Source organism: Synechococcus sp. MU1648, assembly GCF_023630615.1.
Classification (GTDB): Bacteria; Cyanobacteriota; Cyanobacteriia; order PCC-6307; family Cyanobiaceae; genus Parasynechococcus.
Genome location: NZ_JAKUHI010000004.1, coordinates 158,056 through 177,137, shown reverse-complemented (window position 1 = coordinate 177,137; position 19,082 = coordinate 158,056). Strand labels below are relative to the sequence as shown.

The following is a 19,082-nucleotide window of genomic DNA, read 5'->3' as shown; positions in this document are numbered from 1 at the left end:
CTAGCAGTTGATTGTTCAGAAGCGGTCAATGATCGCCTCGGCAAAGCCGCTGCAGCTCACGGGGTCCACTTGGGGTTCCATCAGTCGGGCCAGGTCGTAGGTGACCTGCTTGTCGGCAATGGCGGCACTGAGGCCTTTAGTCACCAGATCAGCAGCCTCCTGCCAGCCGAGGAACTCCAGCATCATCACGCCGCTGAGGATCACCGACCCCGGGTTGATCCGGTCGAGGCCGGCGTGTTTCGGGGCGGTGCCGTGGGTCGCTTCGAAGATGGCAGCGTTCTCGCCGATGTTGGCGCCAGGGGCCATGCCCAGGCCTCCCACCATCGCGGCCGCGGCATCGGAGATGTAGTCGCCGTTGAGGTTGAGCGTGGCGAGGATCGAATACTCCTGGGGGCGGGTCTGGATCTGCTGGAAGATGCTGTCGGCGATGCGGTCATCCACCAGCACCATTTCTTTCCATTTGCCGTCACCGTGGCTGCTGCCGATGGCGTCGATCACCGCCTGCACCTCCGCATCGATGTCGGCTTTCTTCTCTGGTGTGAGGCTGTCGTAGCCCGGTTCGATCATCCGTGCGTTGGCCTGCACGCTCAGGTTGGAGTCCTTCTCGAGGTTGCCGAGGATCCAGCTCTCCCGCTCGGTGATGCACACATCGCGGAATTCGGTGGTGGCCAGCTCATAGCCCCAGTCACGGAAGGCCCCTTCCGTGAATTTCATGATGTTGCCCTTGTGCACCAGGGTCACGTGGCGCTTGTTGCCCTCAAGGCGAAGGGCGTGCTGAATCGCCTTGCGGATGTGGCGTTGGCTGCCGTTTTTGCTCACCGGCTTGATGCCGATGCCTGATCCCTCGGGGATTTGGCGCTTTCCGAGCTTGCCGTTGGCGGGGATCACCACTTCGTTGAGGTGCTTGCGCAGCTCTTGGCCGACGGCGTCATCGGCTTCCCATTCCACCCCCATGTAGATGTCTTCGGTGTTCTCCCGGTAGACGATCACGTCCAGATCCTGGGGACGCTTGTGGGGGCTTGGGGTGCCTTCGTAGTAGCGGCACGGGCGCACGCAGGAATAGAGATCAAAGATCTGGCGCAGGGCCACATTCAGCGAACGGATGCCGCCGCCCACTGGTGTGGTGAGGGGGCCTTTGATGGCCACGCCGTAGCTGCGGATCGCTTCGAGGGTGTCCTCTGGCAGGTACTGGTAGGTGCCGTAGAGGTCGCAGGCTTCATCGCCGGCATACACCTTGAACCACTCAATGCTCTTGCTGCCGCTATACGCCTTGGCCACGGCCGCATCCAAAACCTTTTGCGTGGCGGGCCAGATGTCAACGCCGGTGCCATCGCCCCGGATGAAGGGGATGATCGGGTTGTTGGCCACCACGGGTTGACCGTTCTCGAAGCGGATCGGTGTGCCCTGGCTGGGGGCGGTGAGCTTCTCGAACTGGGCCATGGCGGTTGGTCGGGCGTCAGCAGGCCGAGCCTATGACTGAGCCGGTAGCCCTACGGTTCCCGATAGTGCAAACCGCGCATTCATGGCCAGTGAGCAGGTGTGGGTGGTGGCGGCCTGCTTCAACGAAGCCGAGGTGATCAGCGCCTTCATCGAGCGGGTTATGGCCTTGCCGGATGTTGACCGTCTTCTCCTCATTGACGACGGATCGTCTGATGCCACGGTGGCGGTGATCCAAGCCTGGCAGCAGAGGCATGCCGACCAGGGCGTCACGCTGCTGGAGCTCACCCGTAACTTCGGCAAGGAGGCGGCGATGTTGGCGGGGCTGGACTACGCCAACGGACGCTGTGCCGCGGCGGTGTTGATCGATTCCGATCTTCAGCACCCTCCGGAACGGATTCCGGCGATGGTGGAGGCCTGGCGCAATGGCGCCGAGGTGGTCACCGCGGTGCGGGATGACCGCGATGCCGAAGGGCTGGTGAAGGTCGCCACGGCATCCTGGTTCTACCGGGTGTTCAACCGCCTGGTGGATTCGATCCAGCTTCAGGAGGGGGCCGGTGATTTCCGTCTGCTGAGTGCACCCGTGGTTGAGGCGGTGACCCAGTTGCGTGAGGCCACGCGTTTTTCCAAGGGTTTAATGCCCTGGACCGGTTATCGCAGCGAGGAGATCGCCTACAGCCGTGTGGCTCGCGTCGCTGGTGCCACATCCTGGAGCTCTCTCAAGCTCTGGCGCTATGCCCTGGACGGCATCTTTTCGTTCACGGTGAAGCCGTTGAAGGTTTGGGGCGTGATCGGTGTTCTGATTTCGTTCCTGAGCTTCATCTATGCCGCACTGATCGTTCTGCGCACCCTGGTCTTTGGTGTGGATCTGCCGGGCTATGCCTCACTGATCGTGGCTGTTCTGTTCCTCGGGGGGATTCAGTTGATTGGCATCGGTGTGCTGGGCGAATACATCGGCCGGATCTACATCGATGTCAAACGGCGGCCGCACTATTTCGTCAGAGCCGTGCATCAGGGTTCAGAGCTGTTGCGCTGAAGTCCACTCTTTTTGGCGGTGGGAGGAGTTGAAAAAGGCCACGGACTGCTGAAAGGTCTCCTGATCCATGCCAGATGCGGCATGGCGGCGGGCCGGGTGGATGAGCACAACGGGCCTTGATTCGCGAGGGATCGTGCTGGGGCTGTGGGCCGTGATCCAGCTGCGACGCAACGCATTGCCGAACATCGATCCACTGAACAACACACCGGCGAAGCGCTGGTTGGTTGGAATCCCGGCCCGGCGTAGCCGGGGGATGGCCAGCCCGCTCAGCAGCTGCAGGACCAGCCACTTGATCAGCCCTCCTGTGTGCAGGCTGCGCCACCAAAGTTTCAGGGACAAGCCTTCCGGCAGGGGTTCCCGCGTCGTGCGCACCCAGGTGATCGATTCGGAACGGGCCAGATCCAGCACGGCATCCAGCACCAGGGGCACGAGATGGATGTGCTGGTGGCCATCGAGTCGGATCCGCTGCAGCCCGGTGAGTTGGCGGTAGCGGCTGATCTGCTGCAGCAGAACCGTGCGCAGCTGGGGTGCGATGCGTTGGCGTTGCCACGGCAGGATCGAGGCCAGCAGCAAGGTGCCGAATCCGGTTGGCAGATCCGGAGCGTTGGGCAGGCGATGCCCTTCGGTCAGGCAGAGGTGAAGCGTGAGTGGTGGTGGATCAGCAAGGTCGCGCCAGGCTTCGACAGCGGCAGCTGCACTTGGACCATTCACCAGAAGACTGGCTCCCTGGATCTGTCCCCTTCGGGCGAGATCGATGATCGCCGCATCAACCCCGTCAGCCAACCCGAGGTCGTCGGCATGGAGCAGCGGTGGTTGGCCGTTTTGTTGGTGGCGCGACTTGGCACTGAAGCGGGCCGCTCGACTCCAGATCAGTGCATTCAGCACCGTGGGTGTGAACACCAGCACCAAGATCGGGGCGTTGAGCAGCGGCAGCAGAGCGCAGACGCTGATGTTGACGACGTACTGCAGGAGCAGCCAGCGACGGGCGAACTGGCGACCACCAGTCTCTTCCCGGAAGGTCAGTAAGGCGTGGCCCAGATACCCCGCTACTGAGGCGGCCAGGAAGGCGATGGGGTTGGCCAGGCTCAGGGTCATCCACTGGCCCAGCAGCAGAAGCACGCCAATGTGAACCGCGGCGGCCGTGCCCCCCACGACGCCGTACCGCAGCAAGCGGTTCAGCAGAGGCATCATGCGCATCGTTGGGGCGTGTCGTTGCAGCGTTGCAGCAGGGCCTCAATCAGCCGCCATGCCTTCTCCTCGTAGCGTTTGACGAAGTCTTCGAAGCTCTGGGCTGCCGCCTCATCGGCACCATCGGAAATCACCCGAAGCACAAGCCAGGGGACGCCCTCCTGCTCGGCCACCTGCGCGACGGCGGCGCCTTCCATCTCAACGGCCAGCAGATTGGGAAGGGCGTCCCGCAGTGTTTGCAGCACCGCGGGATCGCCGATGAAGCGATCCCCCGTGGCGATCAGACCGCTGCGTGGACGTGCGAATCCGTCCAGTTCGCTGGCGCCGTGAGCCTCCTGAAGAGCGGTCTTGGCCCAGTGAAACCAGGTCGGCTGTGGTCGGAGCTGGTCCTGATTGAGCGCTGGCAGCGTGAACCGTGGGAACAGGGGGCGGGCATCCATGTCGTGCTGCACCACGGCATCGGCCAACACCACATCCCATTGACGAAGGGCTGGATCCGCAGCGCCGGCGACACCCGTGAACAACAGCAGATCGATGCTGGGATCGCTGGCGAGCAGACGTGTGGCGGCCCGCGCAGCGCTCACCTTGCCCCAGCCGCTCCAGGCCAGGCTGAGGCGCACGTTGTCACCCCAGGATCCCCGATGGATTTTGAGATCTCCGTGTTCGCTGCAGCTCAGGTCCTTGAGGTGGCTGAGATCGGAGCCGATCTCCTCCGGCATCGCGCCAAGCAGGGCAATGTGCAGCGGTTGCGTCATGGTTTCTTAAACCTCGGGCAACCGTAACGGCGACCTCTTGCATCTCCCTGCACACTGTGCGGAAGTCGGAGGGTCCAGTGAACGCGGGTGAGTCGGTACACAGCGTGGCCCGGATGCGAGCACTGGCCTCCACGATCACGCTGGTGCGTCAACAGTTTCCTGCTGCACAGGCCAACCTCAGCCCCTGGCGGGATGACCCGCAGACCCGGCAGTGGAGTGAGGAGGAATCGTTGGATCTTTCATTCCACTTTCCTGGCTGGAGTCCACGGCTGGAATGCCGCAGTTTGCTGATGCAATTGCGCATCAGCGAAGAGAGAGGTGATGAACAGCTGCGTCTGCTGGGGGTGTTGATGCGGGGCATGACCTACGACGGCGAACGCTGGCGCCTGGCTACGGTCGGTGAGTGGTTGCCGGAAGGCCGCCATTTGCCCCAGCAGCAGCAGGTGAAGCAGCTTCAGCAGATCTGTCGCCAGTTGTTTGAACTGTTCGAGGGACATGCTGTATCTGATACAGCGGCGTAACCCTTCGCAACGCTCAAGGCCACCCTTACGTGGACTGCTTATAGGGTCCTTCTATCGGTCCAATCACAAGCATTCATGTCCGTTGCACTGGCTGCCCAGATCCGTGAAGGCACGAAAAAGTCTCACACCATGGCCGAAAACACCGGCTTTGTGAGTTGCTTCTTAAAAGGCGTCGTCGACAAATCCAGCTATCGCAAGCTTGTTGCAGACCTCTACTTCGTCTATGAGGCGATGGAAGAGGAGATCGACAAGCTGGGTGATCATCCTGTTGTTGGACCGATTGGCAAGAAAGAGCTCAATCGTCGTGAATCTCTCGAGCAAGACCTCACCTACTACTTCGGTGAGGGTTGGAAAGAGCAGATTCAGCCGTCTCCGTCGGCAGTGGCTTATGTCGAACGCATTCATGCTGTTGCGAAGGAGTCCCCTGAGCTCTTGGTGGGTCACCACTACACCCGTTACCTCGGTGATCTCTCCGGTGGTCAGATCCTCAAGAACATCGCTCAGAAGGCAATGAATATGGATGGAGACGATGGTCTTCGTTTCTATGTCTTTGATGACATTGCCGACGAGAAGGCGTTCAAGACCCAGTACCGGGCTGCCATGGATAATCTCCCGATCGATCAGGCCACGGCTGATCGCATTGTTGAGGAAGCCAACCATGCCTTCCACCTGAACATGAACATGTTCAAGGAGCTTGAGGGCAATCTCGTTGCCGCCATTGGCAAGGTTCTGTTCGGTTTCCTGACTCGTCGTCAGCGGGCTGGCAGCACCGAGGCCGCCGCCGCTTGAGTTTTCGCTGGTGCCCACCGAACTGATTCGTTTTCTGGTCCCCGGGACCGGTCGCCGCTTTCGTTGTGGTGGGCTCAGCGTCGAACAGCAGACCGCCCGACTGGTGGCAAATCTGTGCTCGACCGAATTGGTCACTTACCGCGAGCGTTCACCCGATCATCCGTACCTGGATGATTGTCTTCGTCATGAGCTCCCTGATGCTCAAGTTGTCTGGGTGGTCAGCTGGGGCTTTGACGTTCCTGGTTTGATCCGTCGGTTGAACGGCCGTCGGGTTGTGTATCACGCCCACAGCAGCCAATACGGCTTTGGGTTGCCCCCTGGAGTCCCGGTATTGGCCGTCAGCCGCAACACCCTGGGCTATTGGGGTGACAAGGCTCCCCGCAATCCCTTGTTCTTGGTTCCGAATGCCCTGGGCCAGGCTTGGCTTGACCGTGGCGACCGTTCGGCACGCCAAAGTCGATCCATCGATGTGCTGGTGCAAGCCCGCAAGAGCAGCCCTTATGTACTGAATCAGTTGGTGCCGGCGTTGCGGCAGGCCGGTCTTGTGGTGGAGGTGCAGGCCGGCTGGGTGGATGACTTGGTCGAACTGTTCAATCGCTCCACGGTGTACCTCTACGACTCAGCGGAGTACTGGCGCGGCCGCGGCGTGACCGAGGGTTTCGGGTTGCCGCCGCTGGAAGCGCTGGCTTGCGGCTGTGTTGTGTTCAGCAGCCTGAATCATGCCCTGGCCGACTACGGCGATCCCAGTCACACCGTGCATCAGATCGGTTGTGGTCGGCTGCATTTCGACCTCGAACGAATCAAGGGCGCTGTTGCTGCTCCCCAGAGCTGGCGCCCTTCAGTCGACCGTTTGGAGGCTTTGCTGCAGGAATGTTCAGAAGCTGAGCTGCTGAAGCGCTGGCGAGACGCCTTCTCTCTTCTGGATGCCCTGGAAGCTGCATCCGGGCCAGATCTGAGTAGTGCCCCCACGTGGCGGTTGCAGCTGCAGCAGCTGCTCTCACGGCTTCAGCGAGTGGTCAATCGGTTGCCCGTCTGGCCTTCCCGTTAGGGCAGCATGATCCTTGGCGCGTACGGTCACTGAAGAGGTTGATGCGTCGGTTCTGGCTTGGGAAAGATGAGCCGTCAGTTTCCGAGATTTTCCCTGCAGAGTCAGACTTGGAAAGATATTTCGGCGTTGCTGGGCAAGTTGCCGGCAAGGCGGAAACGGTTGGTCGGTTTTGTCCTTCTTGCGTCGTTTTTTCAGGGCATCCTTGATCTTCTTCTGATTGCATTTTTGGCCCGATTTGTTGGCCTGTTCTCAGGTGCAAAGCTTGCAGATCGCTTGCCAGGAATTTGGGTTTTTGGTGGCGGAATTTTAGATCAAACGGGCTGGCTTTTGGCCTTATTGATTGCTTCATTCTGGCTTACATCTTTCGTGCGTTTTCTTGTATCTTTGATGCAAAGTCTCCTGAGTGCGGAGATATGGAATGACCTCGTCAATCAGGTGTACCAAAATGTTCTTCAGCAGCGATATGAATTTTTTATTGAAAACCGTACGGCCAACCTCTCCGAAAAATTCAATCGAATTCTCAATAGTGTTTCAACCAAGGTTGTGATTCCTTTGATTGCGATTGCCGGCAATGCTTTGTCGGTCACGTCTCTATTGGTTGGTGTTGTTTTTGTCCTTGGCTATCAGGCCTTGGCCATCTTCTTGCTGATGTTGATTGCCTACGCAGTGGCTTCGGTGCTTATTACTCCTTATTTAAGGTTGGCGACCAAGCAGCGTGTTCGTTATGGAAGACGGATCAATCTTTTGCTGATGGAGTCGTTGCGATCCATACGTGATGTTCATCTGTACTCGGCTGATAAATATTTTGTGACTCGCTTTTCTTCGGATGGAGTCATTGCAAAAAGGTACGATCGACTGACGCGCTTACTGCCTGATGTTCCGCGCTTTTTGATCGAGCCTGCTGGTGTTTCGATTCTTTTCTTGGTCGGTTTGGCCCCAGCTGTTTTGAATGGGGATTCCAGTGATGTGCGTAATGCGATTCCCGATTTGTTCGCAATCATGTTCACGTTGTTGAAGATTTCTGGGCCGCTGCAGAACACATTCCGTAGTCTGAACCGTTTGCGTGGTGGCCTCCCTGAAATAAAAGATGCGCTGGACTTGTTGGATCTGAAGCCTGAGCGACTTCTTCTGTCTTCTCCTGGTGTACCAACCCCAGAAGGGTTAATGCCCCGCCGGCTGATTCAGTTGAAGGATGTCAGTTTTTTGTATCGGCGCAGCGAAAAATTAATTGTTGATGCAGTCAATCTCTCGATTCCGATTGGCTCCCGTTTTGCCTTGGTTGGGCGCACGGGAAGCGGAAAAACCACAATTGCCCATTTGTTGCTGGGTTTGCTCCAGCCATCATCGGGTCAGCTCATGTTGGACGGCATTCCTGTGAGTGCGCAAGACTTGCCTGCTTGGCAGGCCAATTGCGCCTTGGTGCCTCAAGATATTCGTCTTTTTGATGGAAGTATTCGCGACAATGTGGCGTTCGGATTGGACAATGATTCGATCGACGATGAGGATATTTGGGCTGCGTTGAAGACGGCTCAGTTTGATGATGTTGTGGCTCAAATGCCCTATGGCCTTTACACCATGATTGGAGAAAACGGCGTCAAGTTGTCTGGGGGGCAACGTCAGCGTCTCGCGCTGGCACGAGCCTTTTATCGTGGTGCCAAGGTTCTTGTCTTGGATGAAGCGACAAGTGCTCTTGACAACAGAACAGAGCATGATCTTCTTCAGGCCTTGGATCTGGTGGGGCGTCGCTGCACAACCATCGTGATCGCCCATCGGCTGTCAACAGTCAAAAAGTGCGACCGAATTGTCGAGATTGAAAATGGCAAGATCCACGCTCAGGGTGATTTTGTCTCTCTCTGCGAGAATTCGGAAACGTTCAGGGATATGTATCGCATTGAAAACACTTAATGGCAGATATCGTTCTGCTCTCTACGGCTGACTGGGATCATCCCCTGTGGACAAACAAGCAGCACGTTGCTTGTGCACTCGCCGCTGAAGGTGAGCGAGTTTTGTACGTTGAATCTCTTGGTCTTCGCTCGGTTCAAACCAAAACCCAGGATTTCAGAAGGATCCTACGGAGGCTGTTTCTTGGGCTGCGTTTCCTGCGGGCGGTGCGACCGGGGATCTGGGTGTTGTCTCCCTTGGTTGTGCCCGGTGGATCCCGTGGGATTGCGCTACGCCTGAACCGCTTGATGGTTCGTTTCAGCGTGTCACTGGCTTGTTGGTTGTTGCGCTTCCGTTCCCCTTGGCTTTGGACCTACAACCCGCTGACGTTGCTCTATTTGCCGTTGAAAGGGTTCGAACTGTCGATCTATCACGCGGTTGATGCGGTTCAGGAGCAGCCTTGTATGCCCAAGAGTTTGATTGAATCTGAAGAAGCCCGCTTATGTCGCTCCGTCGACCAGGTATTCACAACGTCGCCGTATCTCGCTGAACGGCTGGCAACGTATACAGAACGAATCTGTTACGAGCCCAATGTTGCTGACCGGGATCATTTTTCCGCCTCACTTGAACTTCGTGATGACCCCACGTTCGTCTTTCCGCCGGAGTTGGTAGGAATTCCAGAGCCCAAAATTGGTTTCGTTGGTGCGATCAGCAGCTACAAACTTGATTTTGCGCTGATTCGTGCAGTCGCCGTTCGTTGCCCTGAGTGGCAATTCGTTTTCATCGGGCCACAGTCAGAGGGTGAGCCCAGCACGGATCTCTCGCAGTTGTGTGGTCTCAGCAATGTGCATTGGCTTGGCCCGAAGCCCTACAGCCAACTCCCACAGTTTTTGGCTGCCTTTCAGTGCGCCTGGTTGCCATTGCAGTGCAATCCCTACACCCGCGCGATGTTTCCGATGAAATTTTTCGAGTACCTCTTCGCTGGGTTGCCTGTGGTCTCCACGCGGATTCATGCCCTTCATGCCTTTGAGGCCATTTGTTGCCTCTGCCCACCGGATCCGTTGGAGTTCAGCGAGCAGCTCCAACGTGTTTTGGCAGGAGAGGGTCCACGTCTCGATGAGCGATTGAGCGGAATTGAGGGTTACACCTATCAAAGTCGAACCCGTCGCATGCTGAAGCTGCTGCGTTCTCAAGGGGAATGCGTTGGATGAACGAGCAGCTCTCGCTCCAGCTGGTTGCTGTCAAGAGATGGCTTAAACGCGTTGCCCCGCCGATTTTTGCGTTGCTGAAATCTTTCAACCAGCGGCGTGAACAGCTTTGGACCAGTCCGTTGGCGTATGTCTGTCGAAACAGCCGCCTGGGTCACGCGTTAGGCGTTGCTGTGTTTCGGCTCACGCAAGGGAGGCTGACGTCAGCTTCAACGAGCTATCTCATGTTCGATGGCAGCCTTCGCCTTCATCAGTATCAACAGGCTTCTTGGATTGCTGATGCGGCGTGGCGCCGGTGGCCGAATGCGATCGATGTTGTCTCGATGCAGTGCACCCTGGCGTTAAGGGCTGGTGCATTGCCTGAGGCCTTTGCTCTGATGGAGCGATCCCTGATTGCGTCGGACTATCGAGCTGTGGATCGGGTTCTTTTTCGCACCGGATCTCGCCCCCGTGATCTCCACCAAAGCGATGAGGTTTTTCGTTGGCTTTCGCATCGTGCCGACATTGACCTCACCCGGCGCTCCTATGCGCTCGTCGCTGAGGCTTATCTGATTCTTCGCCTAGAGAATTCGGCGCGCGCTCAGGAGTTGGTAGCCGCTTTGGAGGGCATGGCAGAGAAGCTGCGCAGCGACGAAGCAACAACCTGTTGTCCGCAGTCCAATCGGCAGAATCTTGGGAAGCTGTATGTGTCGATCAGCAGTGCTCTCTATCACCTCGCTCTTCTTCAGGGGGACATGCCTTTGCTGGCGAGGTGTTGGCAACGCTTGGCTGAATTCAGTCGTGCGATCGACAGGGATCAGATGAATGCTGATGCGTTGTTCCGCATGTCCAGCAACATCGGGCGCGGTCTTGCCCTTGGCTTTCTGCTCGACCCGCGTGAATACGGAAGGGTACGCAGTGATGCGTTGACCTTGTTGAACGCTTGGACGACCGCCAACGCTGCAGGGCTCGCCCCGAGGCGACGTGTCAGGGGAAGAACGCCTCAGGAAAACCATCTCCTGTTCCTTGAGGCTTTGCAGCAGAGTTGTATGGAGCTTCACCTGGCGGGTGGTTCCGTTACCCCGCAGGCGTGCCGTCAGTGGGCGCGTCTGCTGAATCACTCCTCTGAAGGAAGTTTGAACGACACGATCGCGGCGCTGGTGCAGAGGCAACTCACCGAGCCCGAGCCATGAAGGCTGCAGCACAGCCGCGCAGGTCGGCACTTCTTTTCATTGATTCGCTCAAAATCGGTGGTGCAGAGCGCGTCACCCTTCAATGGGCCGAATGGCTGTCGGAGGAAGGTTGGAGCGTCACCTTGTTGACCTCAAAGTCCGCCAGCCACGACTTCTATCCCGTCCCCGCTGGTCTCCGCCGCGTGCAGGAGCCTGCCCTGCCGGGGCTGTTGGATCGTGCCTTGTTTTGGCCGTTGAAGCTCTTGCGCTTGCGCAAGCTGCTTCAGCGAGAACAACCAGATCTCTTGATCGGGATGACGACGCTGCCATCAATCAAGTTGGCGTTGGCTTCGGTCGGTCTGTCGTCATGCCTGGTGCTTTCGGAGCGCAACTACCCTCCGGCTCGGCCGCTGGCTTGGCGTTGGCGCCTGCTGCGTCGTTTGGCCTATCCCAGAGCTCATTTGCATCTGGTGCAAACGCAGGGCATTGCTCAGTGGCTCCATCAACGCGGCTTGGCCCGCCGCACAGCGGTTTTGCCCAACGCGATTGTTTGGCCGATACCGCGTCTGGCTCCCTGGCTGAATCCGGAGCGTTCCGTTCCGCCGGGCCAGAAGTTGATCCTGGCGGTTGGAACCAAGCTCCATCAGAAAGGCTTTGATCGCTTGGTGGCCGCGTTCGCTGGCTTGCAGGCTGACTTCCCCGATTGGTCGTTGGTGATTCTTGGCATCGACGATGCGCTGTATCGCGGGGTCAATCAGGCGGCTCGGTTGCGCGCGCAGATGGGCACTGAGTCCTCACGTTTGATCCTTCCGGGGAACGTCGGCAATGTGGGGGATTGGTACAAGGCCAGTGCCTTGTTTGTTCTCTCCTCTCGCTTTGAGGGGTATCCCAATGTGTTGCTCGAGGCGATGGCCTCCGGTCTTCCTTGTCTGGCGGTGGACTGTCCCACCGGCCCTTCGGACCTGATTGATCCAGGATTGAACGGTTGGCTTGTGTCCGAGCAAGTCGCCTCAACCGACATGGAACAACCCTTGCGCCAGGCCTTGGAGGACAAAGCTGCGCGCGTGGCCTTTGCGTCCAAGGCTCAAGCGGTCCGCCAGCGCAATGCACCTGAGAGCTTGCGACCTGTGTTTCTTGATTTGATGGGGTCTCTGTGATGCAAGAGCAAGAGCCTCTGCTGGCGGATTCAGGTCGTGATGATCTGTGGCTGGTGCTGCCGCATCTCGGAGCGGGGGGCGCGCAAAAAGTTGCCTTGATAGCCGCCCGCCATTTCGCTGCTCAGGGTTTGAAGGTGAAGCTGGTAACGCTCATCCCAGGGCATCCTGTGGCCCATGCCCTTCCTGACGGCATCCCTCTGCTTGAACTGGGGCTACCGAACCATCGCTCCTGGTGGGCCCGCGCTGGTCGTTTCACCCTGGCGCAGCTCGACAAGCTGATCCGCTGGTTGTTTCAGCTGCAGCTGCGCTGGTTCGAACGCTGGTTCCAAGCCCGTGTCTGTCCAGGGGGTCGGGGTCTTGCTATGCAGCTTTTTCGTGTGGGAACAGAGGCGACGGCTGGTTTTCGTCTCCGTCAGCTGCGCCGGCAGTTCCGTCGTCAGCTGCCCCATCGGGTCCTGGCCCTGCTCACCCGCACCAACATCACGTGCTGTTGTGCTGCCTGGGACCTTCCGATTCACCTCGTGGTGTCAGAGCGCAACGACCCCTCACTTCAGCTGCTCCCGGAGGTGTGGCAGCGCCTGCGACCCTTTGCCTATCGCCGCGCGGATGTGGTGACAGCCAACACAGCCGGTGTTCTTTCGGCTCTGGAACCCATGGGGCCCTGGGAGCGGTCGGCCTTGCTGCCCAATCCCTTGCCGGGTGCCCCCAGGGCTGGTGCACGTGGAGGTCAGGCGAGCGCCGTTGGCTTTATCAGTGTTGCCAGGTTGGTGCCGCAGAAGGGACTGGACGTGTTGATCAACGCCTTGCCAAGGCTGAGCGGAGCTGCAGCAGACTGGCCCGTCACCTTGGTGGGTGATGGGCCGGAGCGCGAGACGTTGCAGCAGCAGGCGCAGGATCTCGGGGTCTCGGGTCGGTTGCGATGCATGGGGTTCCGCCCTGATCCGGAGCGGTTCCTGGCGGAGGCTGCTGTGTTCGTGTTGCCCTCCCGTTTTGAAGGCATGCCCAATGCACTCCTGGAGGCCATGGCTGCCGGTCTGGCGGTGATCGTGACGGATGCTTCCCCTGGCCCCTTGGAGGTGGTTGAGCCGGGTGTGAGCGGTTTGGTCGTGCCAAGTGATGATCCGATTGCTCTGGCCGCCGCGATGGTGAAGCTGGCCTCGGATCCAGTGTGTTGTCGGCGGATGGGTGCGGCGGCCAGGGAACGAATCGCTGCGTTGGATTGGCCCCAGTTGGAACCGCTTTGGCGGTCGATCCTGGCGTTGTCATGACAGCACGTGTTCTAGTGCTGGCGCCGACCCGGCGGGCGCGGACGGAAACCTTCGTGCGCGCGAATCTGGCCCGCTTGCCGTTTGCGGTGGAGGCCTGTTTCGGGGATGAGATTCCCTGGCGAGAGCCCCTTAAAGCGCTCTATGGGCTGGCGATACTGATTAGTAAGGTCTGCACCCGGTTGGGCTGGCTTCGACTGGCCACGCTGCCCGCTTCCATTGTGGCTGTGCTTTTGGTGCGACGTCACCGGCCGGATGTGGTGATGGTGGAGTTCGGCTTTCATGCCGTTCGGGTGATGGAGCTGGCTCGCACGGGAGTTCCCCTGGCGGTTCACTTCCGCGGTGCCGATGCCTCTGCCGACCGCTACCTGAAGCGCTTGGAACAGCGCTATCGCCGTTTGTTTCAGCTCACCTCGGCTGTAATCGTCAAGAACCAAACGATGCGGAGCCGTCTGATCGCCCTTGGCGCCGAGCCAGCACAGCTGGTGATCAGTCCATCCGGTGCCGATGAGGAGCGCTTTCAGGGGGCTACTCCCGCCTCCATGCCTCCGCGGTTTCTGGCGGTGGGTCGCTTTGTGTCGAAAAAAGGGCCGTTGGACACCTTGGAAGCCTTTGCCCTCCTACAAGGCCTGACGGATCAGGCCGATTCGTGCCGCCTGGTGATGGTGGGTGATGGACCGTTGCTTCCTGTCGTGCAGGAACGGGTGCGCCAGCTCGGCCTAGAGCAGCTGGTTCAGTTCCCTGGCGTGCTTCCACCCGATGCGGTGGTGGAGGAGATGCGGCGCGCGCGGGCGTTTCTGCAGCATTCCCGCACAGCGGAGGATGGTGATGAGGAGGGATGCCCGGTCTCCGTGATGGAAGCTCAACTTTGTGGTCTGCCCGTTGTGGCAACCCGCCATGGTGGGATTCCTGACGTGGTTGTGGATCAGCAGACCGGTCGCCTGGTGGAGGAAGGCGATCGCCTGGCCATGGCGGAGGCAATGGCCTTGCTGGTGGATCGCCCAGATCTTGCGGCTGCTTGGGGTGTTGCGGGGCACCGTCGGGCTCAGGCCCAATTCACCGTGGCGCATCACGTGGATCAGATCACAATGCTCCTCAACGATTTGATGGGCCACAGCCGATGAGCAGCAAGCGATTGAAGGTGCTGCTGATCCGTGGTCTCGGCCACAGCGGCACGACGATGCTGGATTTGGCCCTGGGGGCGCATCCGCAGATCATTGGCCTGGGTGAGGCGGCGCGAATTCTGGCGACGCCGCAGCCTGGTGACGAACATCGCGGGCCCAGTCAACTACGCGGTGCCCATCGGTTTGAGCGGCGTTGCACCTGTGGTGCCATTGCGGCGGAGTGCCCACTCTGGGGACCTCAGCTCGAGTGGCTGCGCCTGCATGACCATACGTCGATGCAGGAGAAAGTGCAGCGGCTGCTGACGGGTTCACCCCACGCTGGTGAGGCGGTGTGGCATGTGGACTCGTATCAGGACGATCTGGAGATGACGCGGCTGCCCGAGGCGATGTTTGACATCCGGATCATTCATCTCGTGCGTGATGTGCGCTCCTGGGTTCATTCCCGGGCCCAGGCCGGTCGTAAGGCAGGCCAACGCTTGCCGGCAGCGCGTCAGCTGGCGCGCTGGTGGCGTGTCAATGCCAAGTTTGAGAGGGCTTTTCGCCAGTCTCCGTACCCGGTTTTTCGTCTGGGTTATGAGGAATTTGCGCTTCAGCCCCAGCGCAGTTTGCAGTTGCTCTGCGCCTGGTTGTCGATCGATTTCCAGGAGACGATGCTGGCTCCTGGTCTCAACAGCAGCAGCCACATCCTCGCGGGGAACCGGGTGCGTTTCGATGCGGATCGCAGCCGAACGATTGCTTACGACGGTGTCTGGTTGGGGGCGCAAGAACCAACGGCTGCGCATCTCGGCTTGCTCCTGCCTGGCGTTGCCCGGATGAACCGCCGCCTGGTCTATTCCAACAACTTGCTTTGCCGCTGATGGCCTCAGCCCCCCCGCCAGGTCATGGCGGTGGCCCAGTGCTGCTCAACTGCTAGATCCGGACAGCGTTCCTGCACAGCTGTCACCAAAGGGGCGAAGTGCCGGCCCAGGCGCTGCAACAGCTCCGGCGGAACCGAGGTGGTGGCTTGGCTGGCGTTCACCCGGTGGCTCAAATCGGGTATTTGCTCTGGGATGCCGAGATACCGGCATAAATCCTGATGTGCTGCTGGCGTGAAAAGGGTTTCGTACAAGCCGATGAAGACCTCCGATTCAGCGAGTCCGCCCCGCAGTGCATCGAGGGTGGCGGGGTAATCGTTCCGAGGAGATTCACGCTTGAGCAGCTTGATGCTGGCCTTATCCAGGTGCTCGATTTCATGCGCGGGTGTGAGCAAGCCACGCTTGCGCAGTTGCATGCGCTGCTGCGACAAAAACCGTTCGACTGGGTCGCGCATGATGAACACCGCCCGCGTTTGCACGCCGCGTTTCGCGAAGGCCTGCTGGATGCGCTGATAGCTCTCCGCTTTCAACCCGGCATAGGAGGGGGTGATGTCCCCCGTCAGGCGGATCTGGGGTGGCTTGAGCAGTGATGCGAAGTAGTCGAAGTAGCGCTCGGGACGTTCGATGAACCGTGCCCGACGCCAGGTGCGCCACTTCAGCGGTGTGGGTTGCTTGGGCCGGAAGCATGCAAAGCGTTCCAGCTCGAGAGCATCGAAAACGTGGTACTCCTTCAGAAAGCCGAAATCGGCGTCGCCTCGGCGTTGCAGTTGATCGTGCAGCCAGGAGGTTCCTGCTTTCTGGGCACCAACGCCGAGCAGAAAAGTTGCGTCAGAGGCCAAGACGTTCTGCCTTTTGAGCGCGCATCAGTTGATGCGTAGGTCTCGCATGTCTTTCACCAGATCGTCGATGGCTTTGATCTGAGTGAGAAATGGTTCCAGCTGATCAAGAGGTAAGGCGCTGGGGCCATCACAACGGGCTTGCGCTGGGTCAGGGTGTGCTTCCAGGAACAAGCCGGCCAGGCCAACCGCCATGCCTGAGCGGGCCAGGTCGACAACCTGGGAGCGACGTCCGCCGGAGGCAGCACCACCTGGATCCCTGCACTGCAGGGCGTGGGTGACATCGAAGATCAGCGGAAGGTCATCGCAGGTTCGCTTCATCACGCCAAACCCCAGCATGTCCACCACGAGATTGTCGTAACCGAAGTTGGTGCCTCGCTCGCACAGCATCAGCTTCTCGTTCCCGCATTCGCGGAATTTGTCCACGATGTTGCGCATCTGTTCTGGGCTGAGGAACTGTGGCTTCTTGATGTTGATCACCGCACCGGTTTCCGCCATGGCCCGGACCAGATCGGTCTGCCTGGCCAGGAAGGCCGGAAGCTGGATGATGTCCGCGACCTTGGCGGCAGCTACGGCTTCCTCCGGACTGTGCACATCAGTAATCACCGGAATGCCGTGGGTGTCCTTCACCGCCTGCAGGATTTGCAGCCCTTCCTCGAGGCCGGGGCCGCGGAAGGAATGAATGGAAGAGCGGTTGGCTTTGTCGTAAGACGCCTTGAACACCAGCGGAATGTTCAGCCTTCCGCAGACGTCTTTGTAGTGGCCGGCGCAACGCAGGGCAAAGTCAAGATCTTCGAGAACGTTCACGCCACCCAGCAGGGCGAAGGGTCGATCGTTCGCGAAAGTGATGTCGCCCAGTTGGATCTGATGCGCCACGGTTTCAATCACGTCCAATGATCGGCGAGCCTACCCGCCTTCAATCAATTCGTATCAGGGGATTAGGTTGCAAATTTGTTGGGCTGTCGCCTCTGCCCCCGCTTCTGGCTGATCAGCGGTGGCGGAAGATACGTGCGTACTGACGGCTTGGATCCTCTTGATACAGCAAGTCGTAGTTGGAGAGATCGATGCCGTATTGGGTTAGTTTCTGGCCAGTGTCGATGTCAACCAAATAATCTCCCCGTTGAGGTGCGTAGAACTCGCCTTTTCCGATACCGGCTTTGATGATGTAGCGCCTGGTGTCGATGTCGTAATACACAAGACGGTCGTAGGTAAGAGCTTTCATCTGGTCGGAATGTTTGAACCATCCCTTTGAGTAGATCAGGTTGACTGTTTCTCCGTTCTCCTTGGCATGTTTTGTGATGGCTCTGGCTTCGTTCAGGGTTGTTCGCCATGAACGTTGTTTCCAGCTGATTAGTTGTGCGCGTTGTCGGAATGTGGCGGCTTGTCGATCTTCAACATTCAGCAGCAGCAACGTGGTGCCAAGGGCCACAGCTTGAGCCTGACGACTGTTGATGCGTTGTTGCAGCTTCGGAGCTAGAAGGCTTTCCCAGATCATCAAGATGTCGAGAACGGCGACAAACTGAATCGGCAGGCTCATGTAGTTGCTGCCTTCCAGGCCTACTAATGCGTACAGGGCAAAGCCATAGGCCAGCACCGCAAAGTTGAGTCCGTCGAGGGCAGTGACGTTTGTTCGTTTGCGGCCGATCAGCCATAGGCGTGATGCGATGAAGCCCAGCAAGACGATCAGACGAATGTCGAGTGCCAACACTGAAAAGCCCAGATGTGAGTCGTAGCGCGGCACATCAGCGGCAAGGCTGGGAAGTGCACTGAGAATCGCAAACGAGGCCAGAAAGAACAGCACCAGGCTGACGATGGCGATTTCCAACGCATAAGCCTCTCTCCATTCGGAGGGCTTGATCGATCCCCATGCTGGGCGGTTGGGCATGGCTCCAAAGCTGCCGGCAACGATCGTGGTGGCTGCAGGGACCATGGCTAACAGCACTGCAGTGTCTTTGAAAAATGGGATGAACAGCGCGAAAAGCAGTGCGAGTCGGCCGTTTCGAAGCTGGCCTGAGTCCAGGTAAACGCAGTAGTGATAGGCGTACAGCGCGAGCAGAAATGTGAGAAATCTCTCGCTGTAAATGAATTGGAAATAGTTGTAAGCGGATGCGCTTGTGAAGAGGAACAGAAGCGTTCCCATTAGGATAAGTGAAGCACTGGTGACGTTTTTCTTGACGCGTTCAATCAACTTGCAGCCCAGGATGATGGTCGCAATGAGTTCAAGAGCACTCACCAATGACCAGACCTTGATGTAGGGCGTCATCCAGCTGAGGATGTGAAGATCTTGATGCGAAAGAGGAAAGAAGCGAAAATCGTTTCGTCCCATCGTTTCATTGATCAACTTCTCTCTGAGGCTGAAATTGTTGAGGAGTTGATCGCTAAAGATGTCGTCGTACCAGGTGAGAATCTCCTTGTAGAACCAGCTGCTTTCCTGCACCATCAGCACCACATAGATCGTCAGCACTATCGTGACGACTGGATGTTGTTTGATGAAGTCTGTGAATGCTGAAAGCCAGGATTTTTGTGGTCTTGTTTTTTCTTCCTGCGTGCCTGCTTTGACAATGGAACGAATCAGTAGCCCAGCGAGAACAGCCAAAACAGCGATGAATCCCCCATGGGCGATGGCGTTGTATTGGTTCAGTAGAGACTCTCTTGTCGTTTCTGGAAGAGTGCTGAATCTGCTTGCGCCGAACTGAAGCCAGAGCTCCACGCTCGCGCTGACGATTAAGGCCGCGCCAGATAGCACTGACAGCCAGAAGCTCCAGCGTTGTTCAAAGACCGTGGTCGTCTCTCGCATGGCCTAGCGAATGTCTTGATCGGGTTTGGGCTCGA

The 19,082-nt window shown here is 58.6% G+C and carries 17 protein-coding genes; 11 read left to right on the top strand and 6 right to left on the bottom strand.

What is annotated here, in order from left to right:
• Positions 1-15 precede the first annotated feature (15 nt).
• Entirely contained in the window at positions 16-1,440 is a 1,425-nt protein-coding gene (locus NCN06_RS06870) for an NADP-dependent isocitrate dehydrogenase (RefSeq protein ID WP_226398757.1), read from the bottom strand.
• Between the two features lie 82 nt (positions 1,441-1,522).
• On the opposite strand from NCN06_RS06870, the gene NCN06_RS06865 reads away from it, so the two are divergent.
• Entirely contained in the window at positions 1,523-2,473 is a 951-nt protein-coding gene (locus tag NCN06_RS06865; protein WP_226398756.1) for a glycosyltransferase family 2 protein, read from the top strand.
• Here the strand turns inward: NCN06_RS06865 and NCN06_RS06860 are convergent.
• Entirely contained in the window at positions 2,456-3,670 is a 1,215-nt protein-coding gene (locus tag NCN06_RS06860) for a ChbG/HpnK family deacetylase (RefSeq protein ID WP_226398755.1), read from the bottom strand. The two genes, NCN06_RS06865 and NCN06_RS06860, sit on opposite strands and share 18 nt — an antisense overlap.
• Positions 3,661-4,416: a 5'-methylthioadenosine/adenosylhomocysteine nucleosidase gene (locus NCN06_RS06855; protein WP_166015749.1), complete on the bottom strand. Its 756-nt coding sequence runs from the start codon at positions 4,414-4,416 to the stop codon at positions 3,661-3,663. Before NCN06_RS06855 ends, NCN06_RS06860 begins: the two co-directional genes overlap by 10 nt.
• A 77-nt stretch (positions 4,417-4,493) precedes the next feature.
• On the opposite strand from NCN06_RS06855, the gene NCN06_RS06850 reads away from it, so the two are divergent.
• From NCN06_RS06850 to NCN06_RS06805, 10 genes are all read left to right on the top strand, one after another.
• Entirely contained in the window at positions 4,494-4,937 is a 444-nt protein-coding gene (locus NCN06_RS06850) for a Tery_1686 family protein (protein WP_502988829.1), read from the top strand.
• A 75-nt stretch (positions 4,938-5,012) separates the two neighbouring features.
• The gene (locus NCN06_RS06845; protein ID WP_226398754.1) at positions 5,013-5,726 is read left to right on the top strand and encodes a biliverdin-producing heme oxygenase; all 714 of its coding nucleotides are present in this window, start codon (positions 5,013-5,015) and stop codon (positions 5,724-5,726) included.
• 10 nt (positions 5,727-5,736) lie between these two features.
• Positions 5,737-6,774, top strand: coding sequence for a glycosyltransferase (locus NCN06_RS06840; RefSeq protein WP_226398753.1), 1,038 nt, complete (start codon positions 5,737-5,739; stop codon positions 6,772-6,774).
• A gap of 66 nt (positions 6,775-6,840) precedes the next feature.
• Positions 6,841-8,679 (top strand): ABC transporter ATP-binding protein, encoded by a 1,839-nt coding sequence (locus NCN06_RS06835; RefSeq protein ID WP_226398752.1) that lies wholly within the window; start codon positions 6,841-6,843, stop codon positions 8,677-8,679.
• Positions 8,679-9,866: a glycosyltransferase gene (locus NCN06_RS06830; RefSeq protein WP_250398784.1), complete on the top strand. Its 1,188-nt coding sequence runs from the start codon at positions 8,679-8,681 to the stop codon at positions 9,864-9,866. Before NCN06_RS06835 ends, NCN06_RS06830 begins: the two co-directional genes overlap by 1 nt.
• A 221-nt stretch (positions 9,867-10,087) precedes the next feature.
• Positions 10,088-11,035, top strand: coding sequence for a hypothetical protein (locus NCN06_RS06825; RefSeq protein WP_226423104.1), 948 nt, complete (start codon positions 10,088-10,090; stop codon positions 11,033-11,035).
• Positions 11,032-12,171 (top strand): glycosyltransferase, encoded by a 1,140-nt coding sequence (locus tag NCN06_RS06820; protein WP_226398750.1) that lies wholly within the window; start codon positions 11,032-11,034, stop codon positions 12,169-12,171. Before NCN06_RS06825 ends, NCN06_RS06820 begins: the two co-directional genes overlap by 4 nt.
• Complete coding sequence (locus NCN06_RS06815; protein ID WP_226398749.1) at positions 12,171-13,439, top strand: glycosyltransferase; 1,269 nt, start codon at positions 12,171-12,173, stop codon at positions 13,437-13,439. Before NCN06_RS06820 ends, NCN06_RS06815 begins: the two co-directional genes overlap by 1 nt.
• Complete coding sequence (locus NCN06_RS06810; RefSeq protein ID WP_226423102.1) at positions 13,436-14,560, top strand: glycosyltransferase; 1,125 nt, start codon at positions 13,436-13,438, stop codon at positions 14,558-14,560. The genes NCN06_RS06815 and NCN06_RS06810 overlap by 4 nt, the downstream gene beginning before the upstream one ends.
• Entirely contained in the window at positions 14,557-15,417 is an 861-nt protein-coding gene (locus NCN06_RS06805; protein ID WP_250398783.1) for a sulfotransferase, read from the top strand. Before NCN06_RS06810 ends, NCN06_RS06805 begins: the two co-directional genes overlap by 4 nt.
• A gap of 5 nt (positions 15,418-15,422) precedes the next feature.
• Here NCN06_RS06805 and NCN06_RS06800 read toward each other — a convergent pair whose 3' ends face one another.
• The 3 genes from NCN06_RS06800 to NCN06_RS06790 all read right to left on the bottom strand — a co-directional run bounded on the left by NCN06_RS06800 (position 15,423) and on the right by NCN06_RS06790 (position 19,047).
• Positions 15,423-16,253: a sulfotransferase family protein gene (locus NCN06_RS06800; protein ID WP_226423100.1), complete on the bottom strand. Its 831-nt coding sequence runs from the start codon at positions 16,251-16,253 to the stop codon at positions 15,423-15,425.
• Positions 16,254-16,277: 24 nt separating this feature from the next.
• On the bottom strand, positions 16,278-17,126 hold the full coding sequence (gene kdsA, locus NCN06_RS06795) for a 3-deoxy-8-phosphooctulonate synthase (protein WP_226423099.1): 849 nt from the start codon (positions 17,124-17,126) through the stop codon (positions 16,278-16,280).
• Between the two features lie 112 nt (positions 17,127-17,238).
• Positions 17,239-19,047, bottom strand: a complete 1,809-nt coding sequence (locus NCN06_RS06790; protein ID WP_250398782.1) for a hypothetical protein — start codon at positions 19,045-19,047, stop codon at positions 17,239-17,241.
• Between the last annotated feature and the right edge of the window lie 35 nt (positions 19,048-19,082).

What these genes read in the sequence shown, in the direction of transcription:
- NCN06_RS06810 (WP_226423102.1), top strand. Translation starts at nt 13,436, where the DNA reads ATGACAGCACGTGTTCTAGTGCTGGCGCCGACCCGGCGGGCGCGGACG.
- NCN06_RS06820 (WP_226398750.1), top strand. Translation starts at nt 11,032, where the DNA reads ATGAAGGCTGCAGCACAGCCGCGCAGGTCGGCACTTCTTTTCATTGAT.
- NCN06_RS06835 (WP_226398752.1), top strand. Translation starts at nt 6,841, where the DNA reads ATGAGCCGTCAGTTTCCGAGATTTTCCCTGCAGAGTCAGACTTGGAAA.
- NCN06_RS06860 (WP_226398755.1), bottom strand. Translation starts at nt 3,670, where the DNA reads ATGCGCATGATGCCTCTGCTGAACCGCTTGCTGCGGTACGGCGTCGTG.
- NCN06_RS06805 (WP_250398783.1), top strand. Translation starts at nt 14,557, where the DNA reads ATGAGCAGCAAGCGATTGAAGGTGCTGCTGATCCGTGGTCTCGGCCAC.
- NCN06_RS06825 (WP_226423104.1), top strand. Translation starts at nt 10,088, where the DNA reads ATGTTCGATGGCAGCCTTCGCCTTCATCAGTATCAACAGGCTTCTTGG.
- NCN06_RS06855 (WP_166015749.1), bottom strand. Translation starts at nt 4,416, where the DNA reads ATGACGCAACCGCTGCACATTGCCCTGCTTGGCGCGATGCCGGAGGAG.
- NCN06_RS06870 (WP_226398757.1), bottom strand. Translation starts at nt 1,440, where the DNA reads ATGGCCCAGTTCGAGAAGCTCACCGCCCCCAGCCAGGGCACACCGATC.
- NCN06_RS06865 (WP_226398756.1), top strand. Translation starts at nt 1,523, where the DNA reads ATGGCCAGTGAGCAGGTGTGGGTGGTGGCGGCCTGCTTCAACGAAGCC.
- NCN06_RS06815 (WP_226398749.1), top strand. Translation starts at nt 12,171, where the DNA reads ATGCAAGAGCAAGAGCCTCTGCTGGCGGATTCAGGTCGTGATGATCTG.
- NCN06_RS06830 (WP_250398784.1), top strand. Translation starts at nt 8,679, where the DNA reads ATGGCAGATATCGTTCTGCTCTCTACGGCTGACTGGGATCATCCCCTG.
- NCN06_RS06790 (WP_250398782.1), bottom strand. Translation starts at nt 19,047, where the DNA reads ATGCGAGAGACGACCACGGTCTTTGAACAACGCTGGAGCTTCTGGCTG.
- NCN06_RS06845 (WP_226398754.1), top strand. Translation starts at nt 5,013, where the DNA reads ATGTCCGTTGCACTGGCTGCCCAGATCCGTGAAGGCACGAAAAAGTCT.